Source organism: Rhizobium ruizarguesonis (assembly GCF_012349115.1).
Lineage (GTDB): Bacteria > Pseudomonadota > Alphaproteobacteria > Rhizobiales > Rhizobiaceae > Rhizobium > Rhizobium ruizarguesonis.
Genome location: NZ_PQIG01000089.1, coordinates 1 through 13,630, shown reverse-complemented (window position 1 = coordinate 13,630; position 13,630 = coordinate 1). Strand labels below are relative to the sequence as shown.

Annotated in this window: 20 protein-coding genes; 9 read left to right on the top strand and 11 right to left on the bottom strand. The window is 61.7% G+C overall.

The window, feature by feature from the left end:
* Positions 1-10 precede the first annotated feature (10 nt).
* The 4 genes from C3Y91_RS21635 to C3Y91_RS21620 all read right to left on the bottom strand — a co-directional run bounded on the left by C3Y91_RS21635 (position 11) and on the right by C3Y91_RS21620 (position 2,963).
* Positions 11-1,054 carry a Gfo/Idh/MocA family protein gene (locus C3Y91_RS21635; RefSeq protein WP_003561895.1) on the bottom strand — a complete coding sequence of 348 codons (1,044 nt, stop codon included), beginning with the start codon at positions 1,052-1,054 and terminating at the stop codon, positions 11-13.
* A gap of 9 nt (positions 1,055-1,063) precedes the next feature.
* Entirely contained in the window at positions 1,064-1,849 is a 786-nt protein-coding gene (locus C3Y91_RS21630) for a ThuA domain-containing protein (RefSeq protein WP_130763727.1), read from the bottom strand.
* A gap of 190 nt (positions 1,850-2,039) precedes the next feature.
* Positions 2,040-2,381, bottom strand: a complete 342-nt coding sequence (locus tag C3Y91_RS21625; protein WP_003542195.1) for an SMR family transporter — start codon at positions 2,379-2,381, stop codon at positions 2,040-2,042.
* A gap of 18 nt (positions 2,382-2,399) precedes the next feature.
* Complete coding sequence (locus tag C3Y91_RS21620) at positions 2,400-2,963, bottom strand: TetR/AcrR family transcriptional regulator (RefSeq protein WP_026171030.1); 564 nt, start codon at positions 2,961-2,963, stop codon at positions 2,400-2,402.
* Positions 2,964-3,129: 166 nt separating this feature from the next.
* On the opposite strand from C3Y91_RS21620, the gene C3Y91_RS21615 reads away from it, so the two are divergent.
* Positions 3,130-3,519 (top strand): group II truncated hemoglobin, encoded by a 390-nt coding sequence (locus C3Y91_RS21615; protein ID WP_027689260.1) that lies wholly within the window; start codon positions 3,130-3,132, stop codon positions 3,517-3,519.
* Between the two features lie 3 nt (positions 3,520-3,522).
* Positions 3,523-3,894: a DUF423 domain-containing protein gene (locus C3Y91_RS21610; protein ID WP_018073762.1), complete on the top strand. Its 372-nt coding sequence runs from the start codon at positions 3,523-3,525 to the stop codon at positions 3,892-3,894.
* Between the two features lie 377 nt (positions 3,895-4,271).
* Here the strand turns inward: C3Y91_RS21610 and hmuQ are convergent, their stop codons facing one another.
* The 5 genes from hmuQ to C3Y91_RS21585 form a co-directional block, all read right to left on the bottom strand.
* Positions 4,272-4,586, bottom strand: a complete 315-nt coding sequence (gene hmuQ / locus C3Y91_RS21605; protein ID WP_168575777.1) for a heme-degrading protein HmuQ — start codon at positions 4,584-4,586, stop codon at positions 4,272-4,274.
* 9 nt (positions 4,587-4,595) lie between these two features.
* Positions 4,596-4,868 carry a hypothetical protein gene (locus C3Y91_RS21600; RefSeq protein WP_018073760.1) on the bottom strand — a complete coding sequence of 91 codons (273 nt, stop codon included), beginning with the start codon at positions 4,866-4,868 and terminating at the stop codon, positions 4,596-4,598.
* A complete protein-coding gene (locus C3Y91_RS21595; protein WP_027689261.1) occupies positions 4,865-5,272 on the bottom strand; it encodes a DUF2325 domain-containing protein in 408 nt (135 codons plus the stop codon). Before C3Y91_RS21595 ends, C3Y91_RS21600 begins: the two co-directional genes overlap by 4 nt.
* A gap of 107 nt (positions 5,273-5,379) precedes the next feature.
* On the bottom strand, positions 5,380-6,711 hold the full coding sequence (locus C3Y91_RS21590; RefSeq protein ID WP_168575776.1) for a TonB C-terminal domain-containing protein: 1,332 nt from the start codon (positions 6,709-6,711) through the stop codon (positions 5,380-5,382).
* A 158-nt stretch (positions 6,712-6,869) separates the two neighbouring features.
* A complete protein-coding gene (locus C3Y91_RS21585) occupies positions 6,870-7,292 on the bottom strand; it encodes a hypothetical protein (protein ID WP_168575775.1) in 423 nt (140 codons plus the stop codon).
* Positions 7,293-7,468: 176 nt separating this feature from the next.
* Between C3Y91_RS21585 and hemP the strand changes: the two genes are divergently transcribed.
* The 7 genes from hemP to C3Y91_RS21550 all read left to right on the top strand — a co-directional run bounded on the left by hemP (position 7,469) and on the right by C3Y91_RS21550 (position 12,487).
* Positions 7,469-7,651, top strand: coding sequence for a hemin uptake protein HemP (hemP, locus tag C3Y91_RS21580; RefSeq protein WP_018073757.1), 183 nt, complete (start codon positions 7,469-7,471; stop codon positions 7,649-7,651).
* 8 nt (positions 7,652-7,659) lie between these two features.
* Positions 7,660-8,709 (top strand): hemin-degrading factor, encoded by a 1,050-nt coding sequence (locus C3Y91_RS21575; protein ID WP_168575774.1) that lies wholly within the window; start codon positions 7,660-7,662, stop codon positions 8,707-8,709.
* An 11-nt stretch (positions 8,710-8,720) separates the two neighbouring features.
* Entirely contained in the window at positions 8,721-9,650 is a 930-nt protein-coding gene (locus C3Y91_RS21570) for a heme/hemin ABC transporter substrate-binding protein (RefSeq protein WP_168575773.1), read from the top strand.
* Positions 9,651-9,652: 2 nt separating this feature from the next.
* Positions 9,653-10,765 (top strand): FecCD family ABC transporter permease, encoded by a 1,113-nt coding sequence (locus C3Y91_RS21565; RefSeq protein WP_130763731.1) that lies wholly within the window; start codon positions 9,653-9,655, stop codon positions 10,763-10,765.
* Between the two features lie 24 nt (positions 10,766-10,789).
* Complete coding sequence (locus C3Y91_RS21560) at positions 10,790-11,584, top strand: heme ABC transporter ATP-binding protein (protein WP_168575815.1); 795 nt, start codon at positions 10,790-10,792, stop codon at positions 11,582-11,584.
* Between the two features lie 147 nt (positions 11,585-11,731).
* A complete protein-coding gene (locus tag C3Y91_RS21555) occupies positions 11,732-12,076 on the top strand; it encodes a DUF883 family protein (RefSeq protein WP_017965788.1) in 345 nt (114 codons plus the stop codon).
* Positions 12,077-12,085: 9 nt separating this feature from the next.
* Entirely contained in the window at positions 12,086-12,487 is a 402-nt protein-coding gene (locus tag C3Y91_RS21550) for a hypothetical protein (protein ID WP_168575772.1), read from the top strand.
* A 263-nt stretch (positions 12,488-12,750) separates the two neighbouring features.
* Here the strand turns inward: C3Y91_RS21550 and C3Y91_RS21545 are convergent, their stop codons facing one another.
* Complete coding sequence (locus tag C3Y91_RS21545; protein ID WP_003542247.1) at positions 12,751-13,308, bottom strand: RNA polymerase sigma factor; 558 nt, start codon at positions 13,306-13,308, stop codon at positions 12,751-12,753.
* A gap of 9 nt (positions 13,309-13,317) precedes the next feature.
* Positions 13,318-13,524: a NepR family anti-sigma factor gene (locus C3Y91_RS21540; protein ID WP_024319398.1), complete on the bottom strand. Its 207-nt coding sequence runs from the start codon at positions 13,522-13,524 to the stop codon at positions 13,318-13,320.
* Positions 13,525-13,630 lie beyond the last annotated feature (106 nt).

Genomic DNA, 13,630 nt, shown 5'->3' with positions numbered 1-13,630 from the left:
GCGGACAGGGTCAAACCTTCAACTCGCGCCGCTCGCGCTCGGTCACCATCGCAAGGTCGAGCACCTTCTGCAGGTTGGCGGCATGGCGGAAGTTCGGGTCCGGCTGGACGCCGCTTGCCACGGCCTCGGCAAAACGCTCGTAGTTGGTCGCCACCGGTTCAACCTCGATCTTCGTCCAGGTCGCGGTTTCGACATCCTCGCCGAGGCAGCCATGCAGCTCGGAACCGCTGGGACGATGGATGACCTCAAGGCTGCCCCTCTCGCCATAAATACGCAGCTTCAACTCGTTCAGATGCCCTGTCGCCCAGCGGCTGGCATGGATGACGCCGAGCGCGCCGTTGGCGAAATCGACAGACATGGTGAAGCTGTCATTGGCATCGAGCAGATACTCGCCGATCTGGCCGCCCGGCGCCTTGTTGAAGGTCTTCAGCCGGGCAAAGACGTGATCGATGTCGGTCGCCGCGCCATAGGCGGCGAAATCCAGAATATGGATGCCGACGTCGCCGAGCACGCCGTTCGAACCATGGCCGGTGGAAAGCCGCCACAGCCAGGTCGATTCCGTGCGCCAGTCGCCCCAGGCGCGCGACACCAGCCAGCTCTGGAGATAGGAGGCTTCCACATGTCTGATCGTGCCGAGCTCGCCGGCGAGCACCATCTCACGGGCGCGCTGCAGCGGCGCGACGTTGCGATAGGTGAGGTTGACCATGTTGATGACGCCGGCCTTTTCGGCCGCCTCCGTCATCTCCAGCGCCTTCGCATAGTTCTCCGCCAGCGGCTTTTCGCAGAAAACGTGCTTGCCCGCAGCAATCAGCGCCATCGTCGTCGGGTGATGGATGCGGTCGGGCGTGACATTTGTCGCCGCATCGAATTCACCCCAGGCGATCGCCTCCTCCAGCGAAAGAAACCGCTTTTCGATGTTGAACTTGTCGGCGAAAGCCGAAAGCCGCTCGGGATCGGTGTCGACGGCGCCGACCACCGTCACGCCGTCGATGAGAGGGAAGCGGGCGAGCTGGTTTTTCGCCATCACCCCCGTGCCAAGAACGAGTAGTCGCATGGATGCTCCTCAGCGGTAACCGGCTTCGCCGGCCTGGTGCAGTCTCGGGCCGCGTTCGACGATCGGCTCCAGTGCTTTTTCTACCGGCACATTTGGAGCATCAGTAATGCTCTTCAATGCACCCTCGGGATTATAGGCCCACTTCACACCGTTGATCAGCACCTTCTGGACATTGGCATCGTGGTAGGTCGGATAGGTCTCGTGCCCGGGACGGAAATAGAAGATGTTGCCGGCGCCGCGCCGCCAGGTCAGGCCCGACCGGAATACTTCGCCGCCCTGGAACCAGGAGATGAACACCGTTTCGAGCGGTTCCGGCACCGAGAACTGCTCGCCATACATTTCCTCGTTCTCAAGCTCGAAATGTTCGCCGATGCCGGCGGCGATCGGATGGCGCTGGTTGATCGTCCACAGACGCTCGCGCTCACCCGCCTCGCGCCATTTCAGCGCGCAGGGCGTGCCCATCAGCCGCTTGAAGATCTTGGAGAAATGGCCGGAATGCAACACCAGCAGACCCATGCCTTCCCAGACGCGCTTGGCAACCCGCTCGACGACGACGTCGGCGACCGCGCCGTGATCCTTGTGGCCCCACCAGGTCAAGACGTCTGTCTCAGTAAGGCGGGCTTCGCTGAGGCCGTGTTCCGGCTCCTGCAGCGTCGCTGTCGTTGCCGAGATACTTGGATCGGTGTTCAGCGCATTGGCGATCGTCGTGTGCATCCCTTCGGGATAGATCCCCCGGACGATCTCATTGGTAGTCTCGTGGATATTCTCTCCCCAGACGACGGTGCGAATGGCCATGATGTGCTCCTGTAGAACCTGGAAATATCGATAGGCGGGAAGGCAGGATTCAAAGCGCTTTGGAAAACGGCGCCGGCTGCGCCTCGTCTCCTCACGTCCAAGGAACACATAGACCTTTGTCAGTATTTTGACAAAGGGGAAAATTTATCGGCCGAAGGCGGAGAAACCACCTGCCAATATCACAGCAATATCAATGCGAAACGGATTTCGAGAACAGATTGACGACCATAACGCCCGATATGATCAGCCCAAGGCCGACGATTGCCGGCAGGTCGAGGCGCTGCTTGAAGAACACCAGGCCGACCGAGGAAATCAGCACGATTCCCAAAGCGCTCCAAATCGCATAGGCGATACCGACGGGGATGCTTTTCAGAGTCAGCGACAGGCAATAGAAGGCAGCCGCATAGCAGGCGACGACGAGTGCCGTCGGCCCGATGCGGGTGAATTGCTGCGACAGCTGCAGCGCGGTCGTGCCGATGACCTCGAGCACGATGGCTGCAAACAGCAGCCCGTAGACGGCGGCCTGGCTCATGGCGAATTCCTTTTCGAATTATTTGCCGGTCAGTTCGACAAGGCGATCGATAAGATCCCGCCTCTGAACGCCGTTGATATCATGGCTTTCCAACGTATCTGCGAACCAAAGACCGTCGGCGGCGAAACGCACGACTTGCGCATCGAGCGAGGAGTCGGTGCCGATATATTCCTCCGCCCGCGCCTGCACCCATTGGCGCCAGCGAAGACGCAGCCGTGGTTCGGCAAGAAGCGCGATCGTCACCTGCGTCCAACTCCGGGAATCGTCGGGACGCTCCTTGAGACCGGATACCGCCCTGAGATAGGCGCGGGTGAAGCGGCCCTGCGGCAGAGGATCGCCGCGCATCAGTTCCTCTATATCGGCGTCGAACTTTTCGAGCAGGCTCTCGAACAGGGCATCGAGCAGCGCATTCTTCGTCGGGAAATGATGCAGCAGCCCACCCTTGCTGACGCTGGACGCCGCGGAAACCGCATCGAGCGTGACGGCGGCCATGCCGTCGCTGGCAGCAAGGCGCGCGGCGACCTCCAGCAACTGCTGGCGCACGAGCACGGGCTGTTTCTTGCGATGATGAGCGTTTGACATGCAGATAAAAGATACCGTCCGGACGGTTTTGTCAAGAGAACCGGCTGCAATCCCGCCGTGCCGGCATTATGCGCGAAATGCCGCGGCGCCTTGATGACAGTTGCGATCATTTTCCGCCCGGTGCATGAAGAGGCCGGGGAACGGTTGAGGCAATGGGGATGGTTTTGTGACGGAGAAGGTCACCACCTTATATCAAGCGATCGGCGGCGATCCCGTCGTGCGGGCGCTGACGCACCGCTTCTACGCGCTGATGGACACGCTGCCGGAGGCGAGGAACGTGCGCGCCGTGCATCCGCCGAGCCTTACGGGCAGTGAAGAGAAATTCTACGAATATATGAGCGGTTATCTCGGCGGCCCGCCGCTCTATACCGACAAGCGCGGCCATCCGCGCCTGCGCAGCCGCCATTTCGTCGCCGAGATCGGCCCTGTCGAGCGGGACGAATGGCTGCTCTGCTTCCGCCGCGCCCTGGACGAGACGATCGCAAGCCAGGCGCTGCGCGATCTCATCTGGGCGCCGGTCGAACGGCTCGCCTATCACATGCAGAACAAGGAATAGCCGATGCACCTCAACGACCGTTTCGTGCCGCTGTTTTACCTGTTGTCCGGTCTGTTCGGTTTTGCCGGCGTGGCGCTCGCCGCAGCGGCCGCGCATGGCGGTGGCGACGCCCACCTGCTCGCCTCGGCATCCACCATGTGCCTGGCGCATGCGCCCGCCCTGCTGGCATTGGCGCTCGCCGCCGACAGAATCAAAACCGCCTGGCTGGCCGGTTTACTGATCGGCATCGGCACGCTGCTCTTTTCAGGCGATCTCGTTTCGCTGCGTTTTGCCGGTTCCGGCCTGTTCCCGATGGCCGCCCCGACCGGCGGTTTCGCCATGATGTTCGGCTGGCTGGCCGTTGCGGCAGGAGCGGTTTTGCGCGTTCGGGCCTAGGATTGACGGTTCGGCATAGCGCTCTGCCGATATTGCTCAGGGGGGCTTAATGAAGGTTCACAGAGTAGATATACCATCCCGAGGGATGACTGGGGCGGCGGCTTGCTCCCTCTTCTCCCCTCGGGGAGAAGGTGGCCCGAAGGGTCGGATAAGGAGGCCGCACGGCACGCCATCCATTATTGCCCTTCGCTTACGCTCAGTGCATTCGCGGCTTAGCCGCTCACCCCCTCATCGCCTCGCTATCGCTCCGGCACTTCTCCCCGCTGGGGAGAAGAGACCTGTGGCAGCGCCTCAGGCTCCTTTCTCCGCTGGAGCTGACAGAGATCAAAAAAATCAAGATTTTAGCGAAGAGCCAAGTCGCTCTTAATCAACCGCAATTAAATCCCGTCGACCACGTTGAAGCCTTCAAAAACAGGCGGCCCTTTGTACATGGCCTTGTGATCGCCGGCATTGCGGTGCGCTGCGCGAAAACTCTCGGACTTCGTCCAGTTCTGAAAATCCGCCTCGCTTTTCCAGACCGTGTGCGAGGAATAGAGCGTATAGCCCTCCTCGTCGTTGACCTTGCCGCGCAGCAGGCGGAATTCGACGAAACCAGGCACCCCGGGCAGGCTGGAATCGCGGTTGCGCCAGACCGCCTCGAAGTCACCCTCGCTCCCGGTCGCCACCTTGAAGCGGTTCATTGCGACATACATGAAATCTCCTTACGCCTTCCTCTTGCCCGTCCTTGCTACGCGTGAGGGAAAGGCGAGGATATTATCGCCGTTTGCCGCCGCCTGTCCAAGCGGTCTTGTTGTCACTTCCCCGGGCATGCGCGCTTCCCAGGTCGGGAACAGCGTCACATTCTGGCAGATCTGCTGGCGTTCGGCATGCTGCTGGAAAAGTTCGTAGAGTTCGGGCACGAGGCCCTCGCCTGTCTGCGCGGCAAGCTTATGCAGGCCGATCATGGTGACGCCGTCGGGGCGCTGGTCGTTCATCGGGAATTGTCTCGTTCGTTCATCGTATGCAACGCACGCTCCAGGCTGGACTTGCTGCCGTTGCGAAGCGGGATGAAGGTCTTGCCGAACTTCTTGCAGCCGGTCTTCACACGCAGGCAGGCATCGTGGCTGATACAGTCGATCGGGCAGAACACGCAGTCGACCGAGGGAAGGACGGTATCGATGCGGGAAACCGCTTCGCGTAAGCCACCGTCGTGATGAATGAGTTCTGCACCGAAATTGCTGCAGATCTGGCGAAGATGCGCCACCTGGCAGTCGCGGCCGCCGACATAGAGGAAACTGCGGCCATCCAGTTTGGATCGCCCGGAGGATGCCTGACCGGCGTCCTCGCCCGCGCTGTCGCGGACCTCCCGGTTCGAACCCTTATTGCCCTTGCGAGCCATATGCCACCCGTTCGCTCGTTGATCGTCACACGATTCCTGCGTGTGCGAGCGGACCTTATTAAACTTGATTTTTAGAGTAAAGTATAAAGTTGATTATTTATCATATTTTATCGAGCCGTGACTTGCACCGGAAAACTGTACGAGCGCGAGGATCCGGCCCAGTCATCCGGCATAGCGGGAAGATTACAGGAAGCGATCCGGGACATAACGGCACCATCCACCTCGGCCAAGCCCGAACCTCGGACAAGGCCCGATGCGGTGATATCTCCGTTGCGGTTGATCGTGATGCGAACATTCAAGGATGCAGAATCGCGACGATATCGCGATTCAATCCGGTCAACGCAACGGAACAGTCGCGAGACGATCTTGCCCTTGTAATTGGCTTCGGATGCACCGCCCGATCCACTCCTTCCGCCCGACGTGCGTGAATTAATGTCGGAGTTGGCGTCTGCCTGCCCGTCCGCGGCGCCCCTGCGTGACTCCTGTTTGGCCTCTCCCTCTGAACCCTGTGCCTTCTTTGGAGGCTGCTTTCTTTCGGCCGGCTTCTTTTCCGCGGGCTTTTCCAGCTTCGGTTTTGGTTGTGGCGTGGCGATCTCTGCTGGCGGTTCCGGCTCGGGAGAAATCGCGGCCGTCTCGAGAGGCTTGATCTCTTCCGGCTCGGATTGCGTCGCGGTTGCGGCGAGTGGTTCGGCGGATGTTATCGGCATCTCCGGGGATTGCTCCGGCACCACTGTCGACATTGGCTGCGCAACTGACGTTTCCGCAGGGGTTTCCGATACGAGCACCTCTGGTTCCGCAGTCGTCACCGTCTCCGCTGACTGGCGCGTCACCTCCTGCGTGGGCTGAACGGCCTCGACCGGCTCTGCATCAGTCGGCTGGACAGTTTCCGGTTGGACGGCCTCCGGCTGCATCTCCGTTGTTTCCACTGGCTTGACCGTATCGGGTTCGACAGCTTCCGGAACAATTTCTTGCTGTATGGTCACCTCGGTCTCGCCGGCGGCGCTCTGATCGGCGTCAGAGCTGCCGAGCATGACGACGCTGATCGCTTCGCCTGCCTCCATCAGTGTCTCCTCCGGCACCTTAGGGAAGGCAATGATCAATACAGCGGCCAGCGTCGCGTGAAAAATCAGCGAACAAACGCAGGCAAGCGCCACCCGTCGTCGGACCGGCTTCTTCTCGTCTTCCTGCTTTTCCACCGCGGCATCCATCGGCGGCGCGGGAACGGGAGCGGCCGGCTCGGCTTCCGGATGATCGGGAAAGGAGGGTATCTGCGCGAAACGCCCATAGTGGACCACAGCTTCGCCGGCCGGCTGCCGCTGCACATTGCACAGGTCGGAAAGCTCGTGGCCGGGATACATGTTGTTGTCGTTCAGACCGCCGTCAGCGTCCGGCTCCCCGATGAGCAGCTGTCTCGATCTGGTCTTCGCTGAAATTGTCATTTGTATGCCTCGGACAGCCTGAAACATGTCCGCCGGGGTTCATCCCCGGCGTATTCTCAAAGCAATTCCAGGAAAAGTGTGAAGCGGTTTTCCGTCCGGAATTGCGTAAAAACAAACGGATAGAGCGGTCCAGCGCTTCCGTGAAAAGCTGAACCGCTCTAGCCCTCGAAGGGAACGGAAATCTGTGAACGGGTGACGAGACCCTTCATGCATTCGCCCGCCGTCGGGCCGTCGCAGACCGGCGTGTCGTTGATGATGATGCGCGTGACCGTCTCGCACTTCACATTCGGCATATCGAACTGGCGCACGCGTTTCTTGCCTTGCGGCAGATCGCGGAAGTCGAGCACGTTGATGCGGTCGACGGCATTCCTGTCGTTGAAGAAAGCGAGCTCGAAGGAGATCTTGTTGATCGGCGCCTGGAGATTGTTCTCGGCGACGAAGGTCATCATGCAGCCCTTTTGCGACGGCGCCAGAGCGTTGAGTTCGACATCGAGCTTGGCTGTTGCCGCATCCTGCGCCTGGCATACGCTTGAAACCGCCATCACCATGCCGGCTGCAACAGCCGCAAACCTCACCGTCATCATCTTCTCCGCCATTGTCGCGAACCGCCGCCAGGCGGCTTCATATCAGCAATCTCAAAAACTTGACTGTATTAGTCTCCTATTGCGTCTTTAAAAAACTATGAGTAAGAAAGTCAAGATAATTGTCATCACAACCGGGGACCCTGATCACCGGTCTCACGGAATTGCCAACTGAAATGATGGTTGAAAAGCCAGATAACTTTAAGCACGTTCCGCTGCAGAGCGAGCCTGCTGCGCAGCACCGGATCGTCGAAAGCGCGGATCTCTTCCTCGGCACGAACGAGATCATGATTCGACACGACGGCTTGGTCTATCGCCTGAAGATCACCCGTCAGGGCAAGCTCATTCTCAATAAGTAGGGTAGGACATGACCGAACAGACAAGACCGGCGCCAGCCGAAATCCGTGCGTTTCGCGCTGACAATCCGAAGATGCGCGAGCGCGATATCGCCGCCCAGCTGAAGATTTCCGAGGCAGCCCTCGTCGCCGCCGAAACCGGCATCAGCGTGACCCGCATCGATGGCAGCGCGCTGAAGCTTCTCGAGCGCGTGGCCGGCCTCGGCGAAGTGATGGCGCTGTCGCGCAACGAAAGCGCCGTGCACGAGAAGATCGGCGTCTTCGAAAACATCAAGAGCGGCGCGCAGGCCGCGATCGTTCTCGGCGAGAATATCGACCTGCGCATTTTCCCCAGCCGCTGGGAGCATGGTTTCGCCGTATCCAAGAAGGATGGCGATCAAGAGCGCCTCAGCCTGCAATATTTCGACAAGGCCGGCAATGCCGTACACAAGGTGCACCTGCGCCCGAACTCGAATGTCGAGGCCTATCACGCGATCGTCGCCGAGTTGAAGCTGGAAGACCAGTTGCAGGAATTTGTCGAGGCTGAAAGCTCGAACGCCGCCGATGAGACCGCCGACATCAGCCGTGACGAACTGCGCGACAACTGGAGCAAGCTCACCGACACGCATCAGTTCTTCGGCATGCTGAAGCGCCTGAAGATCGGCCGCCAGGCCGCCGTGCGCACCGTCGGCGACGACTATGCCTGGAAGCTCGACAACAGCGCGACGGCAGGGATGATGCATGCCTCTGTGAAAGCTGGCCTGCCGATTATGTGCTTCGTCGCCAATGACGGCATCGTCCAGATCCATTCCGGCCCGATCTTCAACGTGCAGGCCATGGGTCCGTGGATCAATATCATGGACCCGAGCTTCCACCTGCATCTGCGCCAGGATCACATCGCCGAGACCTGGGCCGTGCGCAAGCCGACCACGGACGGCCGCGTCACCTCGCTGGAGGCTTACAACGCCGAAGGCGAGATGATCATCCAGTTCTTCGGCAAGCGGCAGGAAGGTTCCGACGAACGCGCCGCATGGCGCGAGATCGTGGAAAACCTGCCGCGGGCAGCAAGCGTGGCAGCATAAGGATCGCAACGATGACGATGCGTAACAATCTGCACCGGATCCGTGCTTGGGAACTGGCCCTGACGGCGGCCGTCATGGCGCTGCCGCTGATCCCGATGGCGCCGACGGTCGAAGGCTTCGCCTTCGTCCGCGCCGCCCATGCTGACGAAAAGAAGCTCGACACCTCGCGCCTGGTTTCGGTCGGCGGCGACATCACCGAGATCGTCTATGCGCTCGGCGAGGAAAGCAGGCTGATCGCCCGCGATACGACCAGCATGTATCCGGAGGCGGCATTGAAGCTGCCCAACGTCGGCTATATGCGCGCGCTCTCGCCGGAAGGCATCCTCGCCATGAACCCGACGGCGATCATCGCCGTCGAAGGTTCGGGCCCGCAGGAGGCGCTGACCGTGCTGAAGAATGCCAGCGTGCCCTTCGAGACCGTGCCGAACGCCTTTACCCGCGACGGTATCATCGCCAAGATCGACCGTGTCGGCACGCTGCTTGGCGTGCCTGACAAGGCCAAGGCGCTTGAAGAAAAGGTCGCGGCCGATCTCGACGCGCGGATCGCCGATGCCGAAAAGCGCCCGGAGGCCGAGCGCAAGCGCGTTCTCTTCATCCTCAGCGCCCAGAGCGGCCGGATCATGGCATCAGGCACCGGCACGGCCGCCGATGGCATCGTCAAGCTCGCCGGCGCCATCAACGCCGTCGGCGCATTCCCGGGCTACAAGCCGCTGACGGACGAGGCGATCATCGAAGCCAAGCCCGACATCATCCTCATGATGAACCGCGGCGATGGCGCCGGCACCAAGAACGAGGACCTGCTGGCTCAGCCGGCGATCGCGCTGACGCCGGCAGGCGAGAAGAAAGCGATCATCCGAATGGATGGCGTCTACCTGCTCGGCTTCGGCCCGCGCACCGCAGCCGCCGCGCGTGAGCTCAACACGGCGATCTACGGGGGCTGATTATGGCCCTGCCGCAAGCCATGACGGAACGAAGGCGACCATTTCCGATGCCGGACATCCGCGCAATCAGGCACGCAGGCGACAGGACGCGGCTCGCCTTGCTGGCGATCGCGCTGCTCCTCGTCGGCTCGGTCTTTTCGATGCTGATTTCGGTGACGACAGGCGCCTCGGATGCCTCGATCCTCGACGTCATCAGCAACATGGCCGGCTCCGAGACGGCGCTCAGCACGCGTGACCGGATCATCATCTTCGATATCCGCCTGCCGAGGGCAATCCTCGGCTTCCTGATCGGCGCCTCGCTTGCCGTCTCCGGTACGGTGATGCAGGGCCTGTTCCGCAATCCGCTGGCCGATCCCGGTCTCGTCGGCGTCTCCTCCGGCGCAAGCCTCGGCACAGTCGCGATGATCGTGCTCGGCGGCGGCATCGCTGCTTCGCTCCAGGCGCTTCTCGGCATCTACGCTCTGCCGGCGGCCGCCTTTGGCGGCGGCCTCATCACGACGCTGCTGCTCTACAGGATTGCCACCCGTCATGGCCAGACCTCGGTGGCGACGATGCTGCTTGCCGGCATCGCGCTCGGCGCACTCGCCCTCGCCATCACGGGGCTGCTGATCTACATGGCCAACGACCAGCAGCTGCGCGACCTGACCTTCTGGAGCATGGGCTCGCTTGCCGGCGCAACGTGGACGAAGATCGCCGCCGCCGGCCCGATCATCCTGTTGTCCTTTACCGCCCTGCCCTTCATGGCCCGCGGCCTCAATGCCATCACGCTCGGCGAGGCGGCCGCCTTTCATATGGGCGTGCCGGTGCAGCGGCTGAAGAATGTTGCGATCGTTGGCGTCGCCGCGGCGACCGGCGCGTCCGTCGCCGTCAGCGGCGGCATCGGCTTCGTCGGGATCGTCGTGCCGCATATCCTGCGCATGGCAATCGGCCCCGACCATCGTTTCCTGCTGCCGGCCGCAGCTCTTCTCGGCGGCTCCCTGCTGATATTCGCGGACGTCCTGGCGCGCACCCTAGTTGCCCCGGCCGAGCTGCCGATCGGCATCATCACCGCGGCAGTCGGCGGGCCGTTCTTCCTGTGGATCCTGCTGAGGCAGCGTTCGCGCCTTGCCCTGTGAGTGACCCCCGTGAGTGACATTGAGATGATCGAAGTTTCCGGCGTCTCCGTGCGCCTTTCCGGCAAAACCATCATCGGCGACGTCGCCTTCACGGCAAAGGCGGGTGAACTGACGGCGATTGCCGGGCCGAATGGTTCCGGCAAGACGACGACGATGAAAGCCATCTCCGGCGAACTTGCCTATGGCGGCTCGGTGCGCATCGGCGGCGACGAGGTGAAGGGGCTGAAACCCTGGCAGCTTGCCGCCATTCGTGGCGTGCTGCCACAGGCAAGCACGATCTCCTTTCCGTTCACCGTGCGCGAGATCGTCCGCATGGGACTGACTTCGGGCTTCAACCTGCATCCCGACAAGGCCGAGCAGACGGCGGCCGCAGCGCTTGCCTCCGTCGACCTGACCGGCTTCGAAGGCCGTTTCTATCAGGAGCTCTCCGGCGGCGAGCAGCAGCGCGTGCAGCTTGCCCGCGTGCTCTGCCAGATCGCCGAGCCCGTCGTCGACGGCAAGCCATGCTGGCTGCTGCTCGACGAGCCGGTCTCGAGCCTCGACATCAGCCATCAGCTGACCATCATGACGCTTGCCCGCACTTTCTGCGAACGCGGCGGCGGCGTTATCGCCGTCATGCACGATCTCAACCTGACGGCGCTCTTTGCCGACCGCATCGTGCTGATGAAATCCGGCCGGCTCGCGGCCGCCGGCAGCATCGCTGACGTGCTGACGAACGAAACGATGCTCTCGGTGTTCGGCTGCGCGCTGCGCATCAACCAGGTGCCGGCCGATGGCACGCCCTTCGTGCTCGCCCACAGCGCCGTTTCCCGCCCCTGAGCACCGCGCGAGCGGAACTTTTGATCGCCCGGCACGTTTCCGGCATGATCTGGGTCAATGCCGGGCGATATCATTCATGCAACGGACGGTGGTGACCCTCGTGCGAAACAGGCGGGCTTGTGCGCGCCCCAGTCAATGGAGACAACCATGAGCTATTCTATCTTCCAGTCCGGCCGCAGCCGCCGCAACGGCACCTTCCACAATCTGGAATCCGGCATCGAGGAGCAGATCGAAGCGCTACGCGACGAACTCGCAGAACTGACGCGCCTCGTCGGCAAGAGCTCGCGCCACCAGGGTGAGAAAATCCGTAGCCAGGCCGGTGCCGGCTACGAGGAACTGCTCGGCCGCAGCGAGGATCTGCTGCGCGAATTGCAGCACGGCTATGAGCGTGGAGCGACGGAAATGCGTGAGACGGTGCGCAAGCATCCGCTGGCAACCATCGGCGCTGCAGCCGCTTTCGGCCTTGCCATCGCCTTCCTCGCCCGGCGCTGAGGAAGCGCGATGCTCTTCTCGATCCTCAGCCTATTGACGGGCACAAGCGTGCACCGAACCGTTGGGCGCGCCAAGCGCAATGGCATCTTCATTGCGCTTGCCGTGCTCTTCCTCCTTACTGCCTACGCGCTGGCCGTCACTGCCGGCGCCATCTGGCTCGCCGGCATATACGGCCCGGTCGGCGCTGCTCTTTTCCTGGCCGCCTGCGCGCTGCTGATCGCCATCATCGCGCTGGTGGTAATGTCGATTATCAACGCCCGGGAAGCGCGTCGCACCCGGGAACGCCGCGCAGCGCTGGAATCGCTGGCAACGGTCGGGCTCGGCCTTATCCGCGCCCAGCCGCTCCTGACCGCCGGTGTTCTGGCGGCAATTGTCGCAGCCAATCTGGTGGGATCGAAGCGCGAGGATTGATTGAGGAGGCGTGAAGGCAAGCGGCTGCCCCTCAGGGTCGGGTCACTCTTCTCGACCCGTCCTCCGGACCCCGTAAAACGGGGAGAGGGGACGTGCTCTGCGAGAGCGAGGTGGGTACGGCATGTCCCTTCGCCCCGCTTGCGGGGAGAAGGCGGCGGCAGGCAGATGAGGGGCGGATACACAACTATATCAATGCCATAACCGACAACCAAAAAACCGGCGCCCCGAAGGGCGACCGGCTTTCCTCCCAAATGTAATTCTTTTCAGAATGCGAAGGCCTTCGACGTCAGCGGCGCCGAGGTCGCGTCGGGGCCGAAATCGGCCTCGCCTGATATCTGCAGCAACTCCTGCAGCCGCTGGCGGGCCCGGTTGACGCGGCTCTTGATGGTCCCCACGGCACAGCCGCAGATTTCGGCCGCCTCCTCGTAGGAAAAGCCCGAGGCCCCGACGAGGATGATCGCCTCGCGTTGATCCGGCGGCAGCTGGTCGAGCGCCTTCTTGAAGTCCTGCAGATCGAGTGCGCCATACTGCGAGGGGTGCATCGCCATCGATTCTGTGAACAGCCCGTCGCTGTCCTGCACTTCACGGCCGCTCTTGCGCATCTGGCTGTAGAGTTCGTTGCGCAGGATCGTAAAGAGCCAGGCCTTCATATTGGTGCCCATCTCGAAATGATCCTGTTTGGCCCAGGCTTTCATGATGGTGTCCTGGACGAGATCGTCGGCACGGTCGTGCCGCCCGATGAGCGAGATCGCGAAGGCGCGAAGACTTGGGAGTGCCGCCAGCAGTTCCCGCTTGAAGCTGGGTTGCGATTTGTCTTCCATGCGGCGATCCTATTCGGCCATCTTGGCAGAAGCCATCATTTCAGCATGGTCGAGCTTTTCGAGAAGGTCGAGAAAACGATCGGGGATCGCCTCATCCTGTGCGGCCGCATAAAGCGACCGCAGCCTGACGCCGATCTGATTGTTCGGGTCCAGGATGTCGCTCGCCCGCAGCTCCAGCTTTCGCTGATCGGCTGCTTCTTTCTTGCGTGTAGTCATCAATTCGTCTTCTCGCCGGTTGTCTGTCCAGAGCATGATGCCGAAAAGTGTGAGCGGCTTTCGGATGACATCATGCTCTAACTTTCTAATTTAGAACAGGATTCAG

Excerpts from the sequence above, each read along its gene's own strand:
- C3Y91_RS21635 (WP_003561895.1), bottom strand. The coding sequence starts at position 1,054 with ATGCGACTACTCGTTCTTGGCACGGGGGTGATGGCGAAAAACCAGCTC.
- C3Y91_RS21630 (WP_130763727.1), bottom strand. The coding sequence starts at position 1,849 with ATGGCCATTCGCACCGTCGTCTGGGGAGAGAATATCCACGAGACTACC.
- C3Y91_RS21625 (WP_003542195.1), bottom strand. The coding sequence starts at position 2,381 with ATGAGCCAGGCCGCCGTCTACGGGCTGCTGTTTGCAGCCATCGTGCTC.
- C3Y91_RS21620 (WP_026171030.1), bottom strand. The coding sequence starts at position 2,963 with ATGTCAAACGCTCATCATCGCAAGAAACAGCCCGTGCTCGTGCGCCAG.
- C3Y91_RS21610 (WP_018073762.1), top strand. The coding sequence starts at position 3,523 with ATGCACCTCAACGACCGTTTCGTGCCGCTGTTTTACCTGTTGTCCGGT.
- hmuQ (WP_168575777.1), bottom strand. The coding sequence starts at position 4,586 with ATGTATGTCGCAATGAACCGCTTCAAGGTGGCGACCGGGAGCGAGGGT.
- C3Y91_RS21600 (WP_018073760.1), bottom strand. The coding sequence starts at position 4,868 with ATGAACGACCAGCGCCCCGACGGCGTCACCATGATCGGCCTGCATAAG.
- C3Y91_RS21595 (WP_027689261.1), bottom strand. The coding sequence starts at position 5,272 with ATGGCTCGCAAGGGCAATAAGGGTTCGAACCGGGAGGTCCGCGACAGC.
- C3Y91_RS21590 (WP_168575776.1), bottom strand. The coding sequence starts at position 6,711 with ATGACAATTTCAGCGAAGACCAGATCGAGACAGCTGCTCATCGGGGAG.
- C3Y91_RS21585 (WP_168575775.1), bottom strand. The coding sequence starts at position 7,292 with ATGACGGTGAGGTTTGCGGCTGTTGCAGCCGGCATGGTGATGGCGGTT.
- hemP (WP_018073757.1), top strand. The coding sequence starts at position 7,469 with ATGATGGTTGAAAAGCCAGATAACTTTAAGCACGTTCCGCTGCAGAGC.
- C3Y91_RS21575 (WP_168575774.1), top strand. The coding sequence starts at position 7,660 with ATGACCGAACAGACAAGACCGGCGCCAGCCGAAATCCGTGCGTTTCGC.
- C3Y91_RS21570 (WP_168575773.1), top strand. The coding sequence starts at position 8,721 with ATGACGATGCGTAACAATCTGCACCGGATCCGTGCTTGGGAACTGGCC.
- C3Y91_RS21565 (WP_130763731.1), top strand. The coding sequence starts at position 9,653 with ATGGCCCTGCCGCAAGCCATGACGGAACGAAGGCGACCATTTCCGATG.
- C3Y91_RS21560 (WP_168575815.1), top strand. The coding sequence starts at position 10,790 with ATGATCGAAGTTTCCGGCGTCTCCGTGCGCCTTTCCGGCAAAACCATC.
- C3Y91_RS21555 (WP_017965788.1), top strand. The coding sequence starts at position 11,732 with ATGAGCTATTCTATCTTCCAGTCCGGCCGCAGCCGCCGCAACGGCACC.
- C3Y91_RS21550 (WP_168575772.1), top strand. The coding sequence starts at position 12,086 with ATGCTCTTCTCGATCCTCAGCCTATTGACGGGCACAAGCGTGCACCGA.
- C3Y91_RS21545 (WP_003542247.1), bottom strand. The coding sequence starts at position 13,308 with ATGGAAGACAAATCGCAACCCAGCTTCAAGCGGGAACTGCTGGCGGCA.
- C3Y91_RS21540 (WP_024319398.1), bottom strand. The coding sequence starts at position 13,524 with ATGACTACACGCAAGAAAGAAGCAGCCGATCAGCGAAAGCTGGAGCTG.